Origin of the sequence: Cryobacterium sp. TMT2-18-2, assembly GCF_004402245.1 — a bacterium.
GTDB classification, from domain to species: domain Bacteria; phylum Actinomycetota; class Actinomycetes; order Actinomycetales; family Microbacteriaceae; genus Cryobacterium; species Cryobacterium sandaracinum.
The window spans coordinates 62,859-78,227 of record NZ_SOFU01000035.1 but is presented as its reverse complement, the minus strand read 5'-3'; the positions used below and the strand labels follow the sequence as shown (position 1 = coordinate 78,227).

Genomic DNA, 15,369 nt, shown 5'->3' with positions numbered 1-15,369 from the left:
GCACCTGGCCGGCCGCGTCCTCGGCCGCCCGCAGCCGCTCCGCCTGGGCGCGCGCCTCGGGTTCGCGGGCCGCCGCCAGCGCCGCCGCCGCCAGGGCCTCGTCGACCTCGTCCAGCCGGTCCGGCAGCTCGTCCAGGAGCGCCTGGGTCTGCGCGACGGATGCCACGTGCAGGGCGAGCTCCTCCTGCAGCGTCACAATCTTGGCCTCGATGCCGGGCAGCAGCCGTTCGACGTCGAGAACGTCTTTCAACGATCCGAGCCGGCCCAGGAGATTCTCGATGACGGCTTTGAGGCTCTCCGTTGTTTCCACCAGACCTGGGTCGTCCTGATACTCATGCCAGGCGCCGTGCGCGTACGATTCGCCGATCAGGGCACGTTCGAGCGCTTCCTCCGCCTCCCGACGCGTGCGGAGCGCCGGCCACACGCGGGAAGCCCGGTTCGCGGCCAGCACGGCCGCCCGGTCAAGGGCGACCGCCCCCTGCCGGGCCTCGAGAACGACCAGGGCCGAGTGAGCTTCGTTGCGGCGGTCCTGCCGGCTGCGCAGGTCTTCCTGGGCCTGCACGTTTGCGGCGGCCAACTCCAGCGCCGACGTGGCCCGGTCGGCCCCCGCCGACGCCTCGGCCAGCAGTTCGTCCAGCTCCGCCAGGGCGGCGTCGAACCAGGTCCGGTCGCGACTGCCGGGCGCGTCATCGGAGTCGTTGCCGGGCAGGTCTTCGCGCTGCAAGTGCCGGGACGCGGTGGCCGCCAGGCCGGCCAGGCGCTGGCGCACGGATTCCAGCGCATCATCGAGCGACTTGCGCCGGCTGATCAGCCCGAGTTCGAGATGCTCGAACCGGGCGGTGCCGAAGAGGGTACGCAGCACCCCTCGCCGGTCATCGGTCTTGGCCAGCAGGAACCGTTGGAACCGGTTCTGGGCCAGCAGGATCACCTGCAGAAACTGGTCCTGCTTGAGCGGCAGGATGCGGCTGAGCTCATGCCCGACGTCGACCGGGCGGGTCGCCACGCTGCGCCAGCCCTCAGGGGTGTCCCGGTCGTCGTGCAGGTCACGGATGTCGAGGCGCGCGTCGGGCGGTGACATGGTCGTGCCCGGGCCGCGCTTCTTGTTCTTCTCGTACCTGGGTGTGCGATAGATGCGGTAGTCGTTCTCGTGCAGCGCGAATTCCAGCTCCACGAAAGTAGGGTCATCCGGTTCGCAGTGGTCACTGCGCAGCTGGGACTCCGTTCCCTCGTAGCGCGGCACGCTGCCGTAGAGGGCGAAGCAGACGGCGTCGAGGATGCTGGACTTGCCGGCCCCGGTCTTGCCGGTGATCAGGAAGATTCCATCGGCATCGAAGCGCTCGAAGTCGATCACCTGTTCGTTCTTGTAGGGGCCGAATCCGGCGATCCGCAGACGTTTGATCTTCATCGGCTCAGCTCCCTCAGGTCACCCTCGGTGAGGAGTTCCGCCACCAGGTCGCGTTCGAAATCGGATTGGCCGACCCCGTTGCGCACGAACTCGAGGAACCCGGCGACAATCTCGCGGTCACTCTGGCGGTCGATGCGCTCACCGTAGCTGACGGCATCCGAGTCGACGACGACAGCGGGCCGATGCTCGAGCGTGACGCAGTGCGGGAATCGTTTCTGCAGGCGCCGGATGCCGTCGAGGGGACGCACCTGGTCGGTCAGGATGGCCGACACCCAGTCGGGCTCGAACTCGGCCCAGGCGTCATCGGTCAGGAGCTGTTCGATCTCGCCGGTGAGCACGCTGAGTCGCCGCGGAACCGGAAGCTCGATCCATTCGATGTCGGCGGCAGGGCCGCCCTGGAGCTCGACCAGCCAGCAGCCCCGCGGTTTGCCGGCCTCCGAGAAGGAGTAGTGCAGTGGTGCTCCCGAGTAGCGCACGCGGTCGGTGAGGTGGGCTCGCCCGTGGATGTGGCCGAGGGCGACGTAGTCCGGTCCTGTGAAGACCGACACGGGCACCAGATCGAGGCCGCCCGCGGTGATGTCCCGCACGGCATCGGTCGCCGCGGCCGCGGGCACTCCCGCCGCGAAGCAGTGGCTGAGCACCACCGATCGCCCGCCGCGCGTGGCCAGGTCATCGCGGATGCGCTGCATCACGACGGTGAGCACCTGCTCGTGGGTCCTGAGCGGTTCGTCTGCCGGCCCGTGAAAGACGCTGAGGTGCCGGACCAGCGCCGGCTCCAGGTAGGGGATGCCATAGAAGTGCACGGGCCCGTGCTCGTCCGGCACGGTGACCGGTTCGAGGAACTGCTCCGGCCGGGTCAGCACATGGACGCCCGCGAGTGCGGCCCACTCCGCCTGGAAGCCGAGGCGGGTGGCGGAGTCGTGGTTGCCGCTGGTCATCACCACCGTGGCCCCTGCCTGCTTGATTTCCCGCAGCACCGCCGCGAGCAGCGTGTAACTCTCGGCCGACGGCATGGCCGAGTCGAAGATGTCGCCGGCCACCGCCACCACGTCGATCCGGCGCTGCCGCACCACCTCCACCAGCGCATCCAGCACCTGACGCAGGGCATCCAGGGTCGAATGGGTGTGGAAGGTTCGCCCGATGTGCCAATCGGACGTGTGCAGGATCTTCATGCCATTCACGTTATCGCCGACGGCCGACACCCGGCGGCACCGGGCAGCACCGGGCGAGCCCGGTCGACACTGGGCAGCAAGTTCTTTGTTTGTCTTTGTTTTTCTTGACAAACAAAAACAAACACAGGTAAGGTTTTTATATTCTACAAATTCGTGGTTTCGGCCACTCAGCGTCGAGGAGGTCGCCATGTTCGCCGAAGAACGTCAGGCCCTGATCGTCGATCTGGTCACCAGTTCGAACCGGGTCACGGTCAGCGATCTCGCCTCCCGCTTCGATGTCACCCCCGAAACGGTGCGGCGCGACCTCGACAGCCTCGAGGGCGCCCGCCAGCTGCGCCGGGTTCACGGCGGCGCAGTCGCGTTCGACCGGCAGAGCATGTCCGAGCTCAGCCTCGAGGAACGCCAGACGCAGCGGCAGGACGAGAAGCAGCGCATCGCGGCCGCCGCCCTCACCATGATTCCCTCGAGCCAGACCGGCTCCGTCCTGCTGGATGCCGGCACCACGACCGAGCTGCTCGCCGACCTCCTGCTCGACTGGACCCCGGCAGCCCCCGGTGACGAACTCCTGGTCATCACCAACGCGGTGCCGATCGCCACGAAACTCGCCGGCAACGACGCCATCTCGTTGTATATCCTCGGCGGCCGCGTGCGCGGCCTCACCCGCGCCGTCGTCGGTCCCAGCACCATCGCCCAGCTCGATTCGTTGCGGCCCGACATCGCTTTCGTCGGCGCCAACGGCGTGCACGCCGAATTCGGTTTCAGCACTCCGGATGCCGTTGAATCCGCCGTGAAGACAGCCATCGTCCGTTCGGCCCGTCGTGTTGTCGCACTGGCCGATTCCTCCAAGCTCGACAAGGAAACCCTGATCCGCTTCGCGGCCCTGGGCGACATGGACGTGCTGATCACGGACGCTCTCCCATCAGATGAACTTGCCGCAGCCCTCGCCGCGGCCGACGTTGAGGTTGTGATCGCGTGATTATCACGCTTACCCCGAATCCGAGCCTGGATCGCACCATCGAGCTCCGCGCCCCGCTGGCCCGCGGCGAAGTTCAGCGGGCAGGTTCATCCCGCGAGGAACCAGGCGGTAAGGGCGTGAACATCGTTCGCGCCCTCAAGGCCTCGGACATCCTGAGCCTCGCCATCCTCCCCGGCGACGAGTTGGACCCCGTTCTGGTGGCCCTTCGGGCCGCGGGGGTGCCCCACCTCGGCATGCCGATCGGCGCCACGATCCGGAGCAACATCGCGCTGACCGAGATCGACGGCACCACCACCAAGGTGAACGTACCCGGACCGGTACTGACCGCCGCGCAGCAGAGCGACCTGATCGAACTCGTGATGGAGAAAGCGGAGGGTGCCAGCTGGCTCGTGCTGGCCGGATCGCTGCCGCCTGGAGTGCCCGTCGACTTCTACGCCGACATCACCCGGGAGCTCCGCACCCGGTTCGGCGCGAGCGCCCCTCGGGTGGCCGTCGACTCGTCTGGCGCACCCCTCGCCGCCGCCGTCACGGCCGGACCGGACCTGATCAAGCCCAACGCCGAAGAACTGGCCGAGCTCACCGGCATCCCCGACCCGGAGAGCCTCGAGGGCAATCCGGTGCTCGTGGCCCGCGCCGCCGAGCGTCTCGTCGCCACCGGCGTTGGCGCCGTGTTGGCCACCCTCGGCTCCCAAGGTGCCGTGCTGGTCACCGAAGACGGCGCCTGGCTCGCGAAAACGCCGCCGATCGTCGCCCGCAGCACCGTCGGAGCCGGCGATTCCTCCCTGGCCGGCTACCTGCTCAGCAGCATCGCCGGCGGCTCCGCCCCCGACTCTCTCCGCCAGGCCGCAGCCCACGGGGCCGCAGCCGCGTCCCTGCCCGGATCAACCGTTCCGGCTCTGCACCAAACCAGACCGGGCGATGTCACCCTGACGTCGCTCAACACCCATCCAAAGGAGGATGTCCAGTGAGTGCACTGATCACCCCGGAGCTTGTCGCTCTGGATAAGAACCTCGGAGCCGCACCCTCGAGCGTAATCCGGCATCTTGCCGAGCTCGTCGTCGGCGCCGGCCGCGCCACCGAGATCGAGAGCCTCTACGCGGATGCCCTCGCTCGCGAAGCGAAGACGGCAACCGGCATCCCCGGCGGCCTGGCCATCCCGCATTGCCGTTCGGCAGCCGTCACCGAGCCGACGCTGGCGTTGGCCCGACTGACTTCGCCGGTCGACTTCGGGGCCGCAGATGGTCCCGCGGACCTCGTCTTCCTGATCGCCGCTCCCGAGGGCGCGGATCAGGAACACCTCAAGATCCTGGCCAAGCTCGCCCGCTCGCTGATGCAGGCCCCCTTCACCGCCGCGCTGCGCGCCGCGAAGACCCAGGCCGAAATCGTCGAACTGGTCACCAGCGTCGTCTCCCCCGCTCCCGTGGCCGCCGGCGGCGTCGCCGGCGCCGACGTCGGAAGCACGCCCGCGGCATCCGCCGGTGTCAAGCGCATCGTCGCTGTGACCGCCTGCCCGACCGGCATCGCGCACACCTACATGGCCGCCGAATCGCTCGTTGCCGCGGCGAAGGCCGCCGGCGTTGACCTGCAGGTCGAAACCCAGGGCTCGGCCGGCCTCACGATGCTCGACCCGGCCGTCATCGCCGCGGCCGACGCGGTCATCTTCGCCGTCGACGTCGACGTTCGCGGTCGCGAGCGCTTTGCCGGGAAGCCCGTCATCCAGGTGCCCGTCAAACGCGGCATCGACGAACCGGCCAAGCTCATCCACGATGCCTTGGCCGCGGCCCAGAACCCCAACGCCCGCCGCGTCGGCGGCACCGTCGGTGCGGCCGAGGCCGAGGAGACCAGCGAGCACTTCGGCCAGAAGGTCAAGCGCGCCCTGCTCACCGGTGTCAGCTACATGATCCCGTTCGTCGCCGGTGGAGGTCTGTTGATCGCCCTCGGATTCCTCCTCGGAGGCTACGAGATCACCGAGGTCGCCGACACGGTCACCCTGGAGAACAACCTGTTCAACCTGCCGGAAGGCGGCATGCTCACCTATCTGGGAGCGGTCTTCTTCAAGATCGGCGCGCTGTCGATGGGCTTCCTGGTTCCGGCCCTGGCCGGGTACATCGCCTACGCGATCGCCGACCGTCCCGGAATCGCCCCCGGTTTCGTCGCCGGTGCCGTCGCCGGGTTCATGGGTGCCGGTTTCCTCGGCGGCATCGCCGGTGGTCTGCTGGCCGGTGTCGCAGCCGCCAGCTTCAACAAGCTCGACGTGCCGCGCTGGCTTCGCAGCCTGATGCCTGTCGTCATCATCCCGCTGGTCGCGTCGATCGTCGCCTCGGGCCTGATGTTCCTCGTGCTCGGTGGCCCCATTGCGCTGCTGACCACCGCCCTGAACGAGTGGCTGTCCGGCATGACCGGCGCCTCCGCCATCCTGCTCGGCCTGATCCTGGGCCTCATGATGGGGTTCGACCTCGGCGGACCGGTCAACAAGGTTGCCTACGCCTTCGCCGTCGCCGGTCTCGGCACCGCAACCATGGCCAACCAGGCTCCGTGGCAGATCATGGCCGCGGTCATGGCCGCGGGCATGGTTCCGCCGCTCGCCATGGCCCTGGCCACGGTGCTCGACCGCCGACTGTTCACTGTCGCCGAGCGCGAAAACGGCAAGGCAGCCTGGCTCCTGGGTGCGTCGTTCATCTCCGAAGGCGCCATCCCGTTCGCTGCCGCAGACGTGCTCCGCGTGATCCCGGCCTCCATGGTGGGCGCCGGCGTGACCGGTGCTCTCTCGATGGCCTGGGGCGTCACCTCGAAGGCCCCGCACGGCGGAATGTTCGTCTTCTTCGCCATCGACAGCTTCGCACTCTTCGCTCTGGCGATCGCGATCGGAACCGTCGTCACGGCCATCCTGGTGATCGCGCTGAAGCGATACGCTCGAAAGACACCGTTGGTCACCGCGGACGCAGCAGCGCCCGCCCTGGTCAACGCTTAACCGCACGTCGGCCGCTCCGAGAAAATCGGGGCGGCCGACGCGTAGCATCAATAGCGCAGTATTTTTGCTGCGCAAGAATAGAGGTTGTCCCGTGCAGAATTTCACTGGTGTAGGCGTAAGCCCCGGCCGGATCATCGGATCCGTTCGCCAGATGCCCAAACCGATCAGCGAACCCCCGGCAGGTGAACGCCTGGATGCGGCGACTACACCCGAAGTCGCAACGGCAGAGCTGCGGACGGCCGCCAAGGTGGTGCAAACCGAGCTTCAGCGTCGCGCCGAAGCCGCCACGGGCGCCAGCAAGTCGGTTCTCGAAGCCACCGCGCTGATGGCCACCGACCCGATGCTGATAAAAGCTGCAGTGAAATTAATCGTTACCGGAACATCCGCCGAACGCGCGATCTGGGAGTCCGGCGCATCCGTCGCCGAGATGCTGCACAACCTCGGCGGCTACATGGCCGAGCGGGCCACGGATGTCCTCGACGTGCGGGCCCGGATCGTCGCCGAGCTGCGCGGCGTCACCGCCCCCGGCATCCCCCAGTCTGACGAGCCCTTCGTTCTCGTAGCCGAGGACCTCGCCCCGGCCGACACCGCCACCCTCGACCCGAACAAGATCCTCGCCCTGGTCACCAGCGGCGGCGGACCGCAGTCGCACACCGCGATCATCGCCCGCGCCCTCGGCCTGCCGGCCGTCGTCGCCGCCGTCGGCGTCGACGCCCTCACCGATGGCACCGAGGTCTACGTGGACGGCGCCGCCGGAACCCTCCAGGTTGACCCCGGCGACGACGAGCGCACCGCCGTCACGGCGTGGGAGCACGTCGCAGCCAGCCTGTCCGTGTTCGACGGCACCGGCACCACCGCCGACGGCCACCTCGTTCCGCTGCTGGCCAACGTGGGCGGGGCCGCTGACGCGGTCAAGGCCGCGGCCGCCGGCGCAGAGGGCGTCGGACTGCTCCGCACCGAGTTCTGCTTCCTCGAGCGCGACATCGAGCCCACTATCGACGAGCAGGTCGTGGCCTACCGCGGCGTGTTCGACGCGTTCCCCGGCAAGAAGGTCGTCGTGCGCACGCTCGACGCGGGCGCCGACAAGCCGCTGCCGTTCCTCACCGACAGCACGGAGCCCAACCCGTCGCTCGGCGTGCGCGGTTACCGCACCGACCTGACCAGCCCCGGCGTGCTCAAGCGCCAGCTCACGGCAATCGCCACCGCCGCACAGGCATCCTCCGCCGTGGTCTGGGTGATGGCACCGATGATCGCCACGGTCGACGAGGCCGCCGACTTCGCCGCCATGTGCCGCGTCGCCGGGCTGAAGACCCCCGGCGTCATGGTGGAGGTTCCCTCCGCGGCGCTCCGCTCCGCGAGCATCCTGACCGAAGCCGAATTCGTCAGCCTCGGCACGAACGACCTCACCCAGTACACGATGGCCGCCGACCGTCAGCTCGGCACCCTCGCCGCGCTGAACTCGCCGTGGCAGCCCGCCGTGCTTCAGCTGATCCAGCTCACCGTCGCGGGGGCGATAGACGAGGGCCACAACAAGCCCGTCGGCGTCTGCGGCGAAGCCGCCGCCGACCCGGTTCTCGCCGTCGTGCTCGTCGGGCTGGGCGTCAACACCCTGTCCATGACGGCCCGGTCGATGTCCGCCGTGGGCGCCGTGTTGAAGTCCGTGACGCTCGAACGGGCGCAGGAACTTGCCCAGATCGCCGTTTCGGCCCGTAATTCGGACGAAGCGCGTACCCGCGTGCGCGCCGGATTGCCCATACTTGAAGAGCTGGGTCTCTAGCCGCTTCGGATCTACGTCGCATCGCATCATCGCCGGCGAGCCACCCCTTCGCCGGGCACCAATTAGGAGGAACCATGTCCGAACGTAAAGCCACCATCGCGAGCCGCGTCGGCCTGCACGCGCGCCCCGCATCCATCTTCGCGGCGGCCGTCGGCGACCTGACCCTCGAGGTCACCATCGCCCTCGAGACCGACCCGGCCGAGGACGCGATGGATGCCTCCAGCATCCTGTCGCTGATGAGCCTGGGTGCCTCCAATGGCGACATCGTTGTGCTGCGCGCCGAGGGCGACGGAGCCGATGTGGCTCTCGAATCCCTCGTCAAGCTCCTCGAAACGGACCTCGACGCCGAGTAGCACCCCCGACTGAAGGCACCTTCAATCCGCGCGAATCATGCCGGAGTGAGGGTGCCTTTTCGTGGGTCAGGCTTCGACGCCGGAGTCAGGCCCGGGCGGGCGTGACCAGGGTGATGAACGCGCTCAGCTGGGCCAGACTCTCCACACTCGAGGGCAGGGTCTCGGTCAGGGCCGGCGAGTAGACCAGCCAGGCCGCCCACTGGGCACGGGAGATGGCCACGTTGAGCCGGTTTGCCAGGAGCAGGAACTCGAGGCCGCGCGGCACGTCCTCTGCCGCGGAGGCGGCAAGCGAGACCACGGCGACCGCCGCCTCCCGGCCCTGGAACTTGTCGACGGTGCCCACCGGCACGTCACCCAGACCGGCCTGCACGAGGTGGCGGCGAAGCAGCTCGACCTGCGCGTTGTAGGGCGCCACGACGATCACGTCGCCCTGCGCCAGCGGTGCGCACCGGCCACCGGATGTCCAGGGTCGGCCGAGCAGACCGGTCACCAGTGAGACCACGGCTTCGGCCTCCTCCACCGACGAGGTGGAGTTGAACCGGTGCGGCACGGGCATCGGGTGCAGGCCCGGCTCCACTCCCTCGAGTCGGCGATCGGAGGGGTGCGAGCGCAGCCGCCCCTCGTAGGACAGCGCCGACACCGGAGCGCAGACCCTCGGATGCATGCGCCAGCTGGTCTTCAGAAAGTAGCCGAATTCCGGCGGGAGCACCTGGTGTCCGTCGCTGAGCCAGCCCAGAGCCGAGCCGTCGACCGGTTCGGGGTGCGTGCCCTGGCTGACCTGCGGCAGCTGTTGCGGGTCGCCGAGCAGCAGCAGGCGTTCGGCCGCGACGGCAGCTGCGATGGTGCTGGCGAGGGAGAACTGGCCGGCCTCGTCGATCACGAGCAGGTCGAGGGAGCCCCGCGGCACCCGGTCGGCGTTGCTGAAGTCCCAGGCGGTGCCGCCGAGCACCCAGCCGCCGGACTGGCCGGTAAACCGGGCGAAGGTCTTGGTATCCAGGAGGGTCCACGGCACCGGCTTTGTCTCGTCGCCCTTTTTCGCCTTCTTCCCGACCTGGCCGGGCTCCAGCCCCGCGTCGATTCCGGCGGCGAGTACGGCGCGGAGCATGTTCTCGACCGCGGCGTGGGACTGCGCGACGACGCCGACGCGCCAGCCGTGCCGCACGACGAGGTCGGCGATCACCCTCGAGCCGACGAAGGTCTTGCCGGTTCCGGGCGGGCCCTGCACCGCGAGGTAGGACCGGTCGAGCACGAGCAGGGTGTCCCGGATGGCGGTGCGCACATCCCCTTCACCATCACCCTCGCCGTCGCCGGGGCGCGCCGGCGGCTGCACCAGGGGCTGCGTCGGGCCGCTTGCCCCGAGCAACCGGGGCGGGCGTCGGCGCAGCAGGTCGAAGGCCGCGTCCGGCAGCGGTTCCGGCCACAGGGAGAGCACGGCGCGGCCCCACTCCGCGATCGCGGTCACCTGGCTCCCGGCTGGCGGCGGAGTGCCGGGGGTGAGGGCGATCGGCATTTCCCGGTGGGCGGGTGCATCGCGTTCGAGCACCTCCTCGACCAAATAGACCGACTCGTCGATCACGTCGATGATGGTCGCCCTGTTGTGCGCGGTGCGCGCTCCGGGGGCGTCGCTGCGGCTGATCGGCGGGTAGGGCAGGTCGTAGAGCAGGAACGGCTGCTGCCCGACCTTGAGCGAACTGCCCGGCGCGAGTGCCCCGGTCAGGCGCAGTACCCGGCGGTCGAGCGACTGGCGGCCTTCCCGGTGCCAGCCCAGGTGCAGGGCTGCTGTTTCGACGATGAGCACGTCCCTGGTGTCCGCCCAGTCGTCCACGGGCGCGCCCAGGCGACTGTAGTGGTCCCACCAGAACGATTTCTGCTCCCGCCGGTGGTAGTCGATCGCCGCCGAGGCGAGGGCGAGCGCGGTCTGGTCGGCGGTGCGCTCGGCCGGCGGAACGTCGGCAAGCAGCGCGGAGAGTTCCAGGTAGACCGGGTCCGGTTCCCGCACCGGCAGGGGCACGCCTGCCAGGGTCGCCGGCGACGCTGCGGTGGCGCCCGGCTGCTCGGCCGCGCGGGCCAGCAGCCAGTCGCGCAGGCGCAGGGTGGAACGGCAGTCGTACGCGTTGTAACGGGCGATGTCCGTGAGAATCTGCTCCGCGGCATCCGTCTGGCCGGCGGCCGACAGGGTGCGCGAGCGCACGTATTCGGTGATCGAATCGGCGGCGTTGGCCACGCCCTCGCGTTCCTCGAGCCCCATGTAGAGCGGTTCGAGCTTCTTGAGCGAGTAGCTGCGGCTGCCGATGCGCAAGCCCTGCCGCACGATCGGGTAGAGGTCAACGAGCACATTCCGGCGCATTAGGTCGTCGACCGCTTCTTCGCCGACCCCGTGCCGGGCGGCAAGGCCGAGCAGGTGGGTGCGCTCATAGGGGGCGTAGTGGTAGATGTGGAGCCCCGGATGCCGCGAACGGCGCTCTCGCACATACTCCAGGAAGTCGATCAGGGCCTGACGTTCCTCGGCGTGGTCGTGCGCCCAGAAAGTGCGGAAGGTGTCGTCCGGCACGGCCAGACCGAACAGATAGTCCAGCCCCCACGCTCCGTTGCCGGCCTCCTGGTAGAGCGGGTCACCCTCGAAGTCGAAGAAGATGTCCCCCGCGTCGGGTGCGGGCAGCGCCGCGAGGGCGGCCGGGTTGATGATCTCCCAGTTCAGTGGCCGGCCGGGGGCCCGGGAGGCGATCTGCAGCCGGGCCTGCCCCTGCAGTGTCGCCAGCGTGGTGTCCGACAAACCGGGGACGAGCTCGCGCCGCGCGGCGAGGTCGTCGATGGAGCGGACGCCCGCGGAGCGCAGCCGGGCGCGCTGGCCGAGCCGCAGGTTCGCGACCAGGAGCACGTCCCGGTGCTGCTGCACCTGCTCCTCGCACAGGTCACAGCGGCCGCAGGCGGCGTAGCGAGGGTCACCCCACGGGGTGGGTGCAGGGTCGGCGAGGCGTTCGTCGACCAGCCGCTCGAGGCGGGCGCGCCGGGCGCGGTAGACAGGCAGGATGTCCTTCAGCCGGTGCGAGCTGGTGCGGCCGTCGCCCAGCAGAAGGTGCACGTTCTCCCCCGTCGGGATGCCCACCCGCTGCAACTGGTCGCTATACGCCGCCAACTGCAGCAGCGCCGTGATCTTCGCCGAGCGTGCCAGCTTCGTGTCGTAGACCTCGTAGGTCGCGGCAGGGTCGGCGGGGTCGCTCTGGTCGCCGCTCCCGGTGCGGATGATGAAGTCCGCGTAGCCCAGGAATCGCCCGTCGAAGAACGCGGCCTGGAACACCACCTCGGCCCCTGCGCGCAGGGCCGCCTCGCTCATTTCAACGGCGGAACCGATGTCGACGAGGTCGCCACGTTCGATCTCGACGACGGTGCGGGTCGCGCGCAGCTGTTCGAGCATCCGCAGTTCGTGGGCGTCGCCCAGCTCGGCGGTGCGCTGGAGCATGGCGTCAGCGGCTGCCGGGGCGGCGTCGATGCGTCCCAGTTTCGCGTCGAGTCTGCGCAACAGTGCCCACTCGCAGGCGGCCGCGGCGCTGAGGTCGCTCGCCGAGTAGCCAACGGTGGCGGAGTCTGATAGGAACACGTTGATCTCCTTTTTGCGCACGCACAACCACACCGGAAGCGCTGGTCACGGTGGTTTCGAGGCTAGCTGAGACCACCGACCAGAACAGGGGGTGCCGCGCCCTTCCCCCTGCAGCCGTGCTCAACTAGGGTTGGCCTACACGCGGCAGACGAGGCTCCTGATGGCTGTCCGCGCTGCGGTTCACCGTTGATCCGATTCTGGCCGATTGCGGGCCCGATGTGCGACGACCGAGTGCCGTTTCCCTGCAACCAAGCGAAAAGGAACACACCGTGACTGACAGCCAGAACCCCGTACCCACTGCCAACGCCACCGGCCCCGACGCCCACAACATCAAGGACTGGACCGACCTCGGCAAGGAGATGTGGTCCTACCTGACCGGCAAGAGCGCCGCCATCAACTACAGCTTCATCGACATGACCGTGGAGGTGCCTCGCGACATCGGCCCCGACGCCCCCCGTGCCACCTGGAAGCTGAACGGCACCCTGCGGGTCACCACGAGCGAGGGTTCCGGCACCGAACCGCTCACCAAGTAGTCATGAGCCCCACCACCCGCCTGGACATCGACCTGGAGTTCTCCCTCGCGGAGCCGGGCACACCGGGCGACACCACGGAGGCGACCGGCGCCGAGCAGATGGGCGGAACAATCACGGCCAGCGGCCTCGACGTCGAGATCTTCTCCAGCAAGCCCGAGATGTTCGTGCGCACCAGCACGATGAAGCTGAAGCAGCTCCGCGGCCTGGCCGGCGCCCTGGCCGAACGCGGCCTGACCGTCTCCGTGTCCGGCCCCGACGGCCTGATCATCCGGCTGGGAGCCGTCAAGGCACCCGTCATCCAGCGCCTGCTGACCGGTTCGTCGCACATCACGCTCGGCAGCCGGGCCGCGCTGGTTCCGCTTCTGCGGCGGCGCAGTACCGCACCGAAAGCGGGCCTGACCCTGCCGTTGCCGCCGGGCACCCTGTTGCCATTGGTGCCGACCTTCGACCGGCGCATCCGTCGCCGGGTGACCACGACGCACTACACACCGGGGGCAGGCCGGCCCCGGCTGGTTTTCGTGATCGGCTCGGAGAACTGGAACGGTCAGATGCCGCGCGAGTTCGATCTGCTGCCGACGGTCACCACCATCGGTTCGGCCCCGGATGCCGACCTGCAGCTGGCCGGTCTGCACCCGTTCCATGCCGAAATCCGCCACGACGACAACGACGAGTACGTTCTGTATCCGCTCGGCGACGTTTCCGGCGGAGCCAAGCGAAATTACCGGGCGGACGAGCACGATGGGCAGGTCCTGCGCACCGGCGCCCGGATCGAGATGGGTCCGTGGCGCATGGCCTACTTCCGTGAGGAGTACGCCGACCACGGCCGCCCCTACGGCGGTCGCGTGGGCGGGGAGCTGTCCGTGCAAAAGCCGCAACCGAGCCGCCGCGCAGCCCGGTTGGAGCGCGAGGCCAACGCCGCCGCTGCCGGCACCACGAACGGCGGCATAGAGCCGACGTCCGCGCGGCCGGGGCCGGTGGACGACTCCGAGATCTAGGGGCAGGTCCGGGTCGACCGATCCTGGCCTCGCCACTCGCCGCGACGGATGCCGCCGAGCCACCCCGAACCAATTCGACGGATTTTGAGGAAAAAACGGGTTTACGGGCTCTTTGGGAGGGTCGTGGGCAAAATCCCCGTCGGATTCGTTCGGGCTGCGCGGTGGAGCACGGGGTGGCGGGTGGGGTGACGCGGGGGGTCGCGGGGGATGCAGAGCGCAGCTGTGCGGCTGCGGCTCTGGCGGGCCTTGTGGCCAACTCAGGAGATCCGTCCGGCCGGGACGGACATCCGCACCAATTCCGCACTGGTCCGCGGGAGCCGGCAATGCGGGCGACGGATGTCCTGAGTTGGCCACACGTGCAGGCTCGGCCGGGCCTGACCCACGGCGGAGCCCGGGATCCTCCCATCCTCGAAACCCGCTGGCCGTCAGGGACACGCAGCTAGACGGGCTCCCGCGAAGGCGGAGGCTGTGGCGAAGACGATTACGCCGAGAATCAGGATGCGCCGTCGACCGAACCGGTCGGCAAGCGTTCCGAACACCAGCAGCAGGGCCGCGAAAACCAGGGTGTAGCTCTCCTGCACCCACTGCACCTGGGTCGAGGTGATCGCCAGGTCGTCGACGATCGAGGGGATGGCCACGTTGATGATCGTGGAATCGACGATGATCAGGGCGACGGCGACGCTGATGAAGACGAGACCGGCCCAGCGTCGGCGCGCCGAGGTGACGCCCGCCGGGGTGACAGGCAGGGTGGCCGAATCGCTCACGCGGTGACCGATCGGGACGTGGCGGACGTGACGGACCTGGAGGTGCGCACGCGCACGGTGATGGTGACGATCAGGATGGCGGCCACGGCGACGATCGCCGCGATCGCCGTGGGAGCAGAGAGCAGGGTGCCGGCCAGCCGGGCCACGGCCACCCAGGCCAGGCCCCAGCACAGCGACGCGGCCGGGGCGAGGCGGCCGTGGCCGTAGAGCGCGAGGACTACGCCGACCAGCCCGGCGACGGCGATGACCAGCACCGCCCACAGGTCCGCGCTGAGGCCGAAGCCTTCGAAGCCGGAGGCGACGAGCACCGCGGTGACGTTGGCGGCGGTGGCGATGGCCACCCAGCCCAGGTATAGGCCCACGGTGCCGTCGGCGACGATCGTCTCAATCAGGTTTTTGGGCCGGGTGCGGAGCGTGAGCTGGAACGCCCGGATCAGCACGACCAGCAGAAGCACGATCACGGGCACACTGAGCCAGAGCAGGTCGAACTGGATGCTCAGGATCCAGACGGCGTTCAGCACGAGCGACGCGGCGATCGGGTAGCCCAGGGCGCGTTGGCGGGCATCCGTTTTCTGCGCCGGCATGAATTGCCACAGGGCGTAGGCGATGAGGCCGAGGTAGATCGCGGTCCAGATGCCGAAGGCCGGCCCGTCGGGGGCGATCGGGGTCGCGTCGGCGGCGAGCGCACCGCCTGACGCGTTCTGGATCGGGGTTCCGCCGGCGGCCCCGGATCCGATGAACGATCCGACGACGGCCAGGATCGCGCTCACCAGCACCACCGTTTGACGCAGTGGATCGCTGCTCTTATTCATCTCGGTCTCCCAA

11 protein-coding genes and 1 pseudogene are annotated in these 15,369 nt (G+C 69.1%); 7 read left to right on the top strand and 5 right to left on the bottom strand.

The features are described from left to right. The coding region (locus tag E3O22_RS11095) for an AAA family ATPase (RefSeq protein WP_134397102.1) at positions 1–1,405 on the bottom strand (1,405 nt) is incomplete at its 3' end. Then, a complete protein-coding gene (locus tag E3O22_RS11090; RefSeq protein WP_134393576.1) occupies positions 1,402–2,577 on the bottom strand; it encodes an exonuclease SbcCD subunit D in 1,176 nt (391 codons plus the stop codon). The genes E3O22_RS11095 and E3O22_RS11090, both read right to left, overlap by 4 nt. Before the next feature lie 187 nt (positions 2,578–2,764). Here E3O22_RS11090 and E3O22_RS11085 point away from each other — a divergent pair, with 187 nt between their 5' ends. The 5 genes from E3O22_RS11085 to E3O22_RS11065 all read left to right on the top strand — a co-directional run bounded on the left by E3O22_RS11085 (position 2,765) and on the right by E3O22_RS11065 (position 8,654). Beyond that, positions 2,765–3,553 (top strand): DeoR/GlpR family DNA-binding transcription regulator, encoded by a 789-nt coding sequence (locus E3O22_RS11085; RefSeq protein ID WP_134393575.1) that lies wholly within the window; start codon positions 2,765–2,767, stop codon positions 3,551–3,553. Continuing rightward, complete coding sequence (locus E3O22_RS11080; RefSeq protein WP_134393574.1) at positions 3,550–4,521, top strand: 1-phosphofructokinase family hexose kinase; 972 nt, start codon at positions 3,550–3,552, stop codon at positions 4,519–4,521. The genes E3O22_RS11085 and E3O22_RS11080 overlap by 4 nt, the downstream gene beginning before the upstream one ends. After that, the gene (locus E3O22_RS11075; protein WP_134393573.1) at positions 4,518–6,524 is read left to right on the top strand and encodes a fructose-specific PTS transporter subunit EIIC; all 2,007 of its coding nucleotides are present in this window, start codon (positions 4,518–4,520) and stop codon (positions 6,522–6,524) included. The genes E3O22_RS11080 and E3O22_RS11075 overlap by 4 nt, the downstream gene beginning before the upstream one ends. A 91-nt stretch (positions 6,525–6,615) precedes the next feature. Continuing rightward, the gene (gene ptsP / locus E3O22_RS11070; protein WP_134393572.1) at positions 6,616–8,301 is read left to right on the top strand and encodes a phosphoenolpyruvate--protein phosphotransferase; all 1,686 of its coding nucleotides are present in this window, start codon (positions 6,616–6,618) and stop codon (positions 8,299–8,301) included. A gap of 74 nt (positions 8,302–8,375) precedes the next feature. Further along, positions 8,376–8,654: an HPr family phosphocarrier protein gene (locus E3O22_RS11065; protein ID WP_134393571.1), complete on the top strand. Its 279-nt coding sequence runs from the start codon at positions 8,376–8,378 to the stop codon at positions 8,652–8,654. A gap of 85 nt (positions 8,655–8,739) precedes the next feature. Here E3O22_RS11065 and E3O22_RS11060 read toward each other — a convergent pair whose 3' ends face one another. Then, positions 8,740–12,252 (bottom strand): TM0106 family RecB-like putative nuclease, encoded by a 3,513-nt coding sequence (locus E3O22_RS11060; protein ID WP_134393570.1) that lies wholly within the window; start codon positions 12,250–12,252, stop codon positions 8,740–8,742. A 269-nt stretch (positions 12,253–12,521) separates the two neighbouring features. On the opposite strand from E3O22_RS11060, the gene E3O22_RS11055 reads away from it, so the two are divergent. After that, the gene (locus E3O22_RS11055) at positions 12,522–12,785 is read left to right on the top strand and encodes a hypothetical protein (protein ID WP_174720110.1); all 264 of its coding nucleotides are present in this window, start codon (positions 12,522–12,524) and stop codon (positions 12,783–12,785) included. 2 nt (positions 12,786–12,787) lie between these two features. After that, a complete protein-coding gene (locus E3O22_RS11050) occupies positions 12,788–13,780 on the top strand; it encodes an FHA domain-containing protein (RefSeq protein WP_174722061.1) in 993 nt (330 codons plus the stop codon). 452 nt (positions 13,781–14,232) lie between these two features. On the opposite strand, the pseudogene E3O22_RS11045 reads toward E3O22_RS11050, so the two are convergent. Together E3O22_RS11045 and E3O22_RS11040 are read right to left on the bottom strand one after the other, a co-directional pair. Then, positions 14,233–14,544 (bottom strand): annotated as a pseudogene (locus E3O22_RS11045) (MFS transporter); the annotation flags it as partial. Beyond that, entirely contained in the window at positions 14,541–15,356 is an 816-nt protein-coding gene (locus E3O22_RS11040; RefSeq protein ID WP_134393569.1) for a tryptophan-rich sensory protein, read from the bottom strand. The gene E3O22_RS11040 and the pseudogene E3O22_RS11045, both read right to left, overlap by 4 nt. Positions 15,357–15,369: the final 13 nt, after the last annotated feature.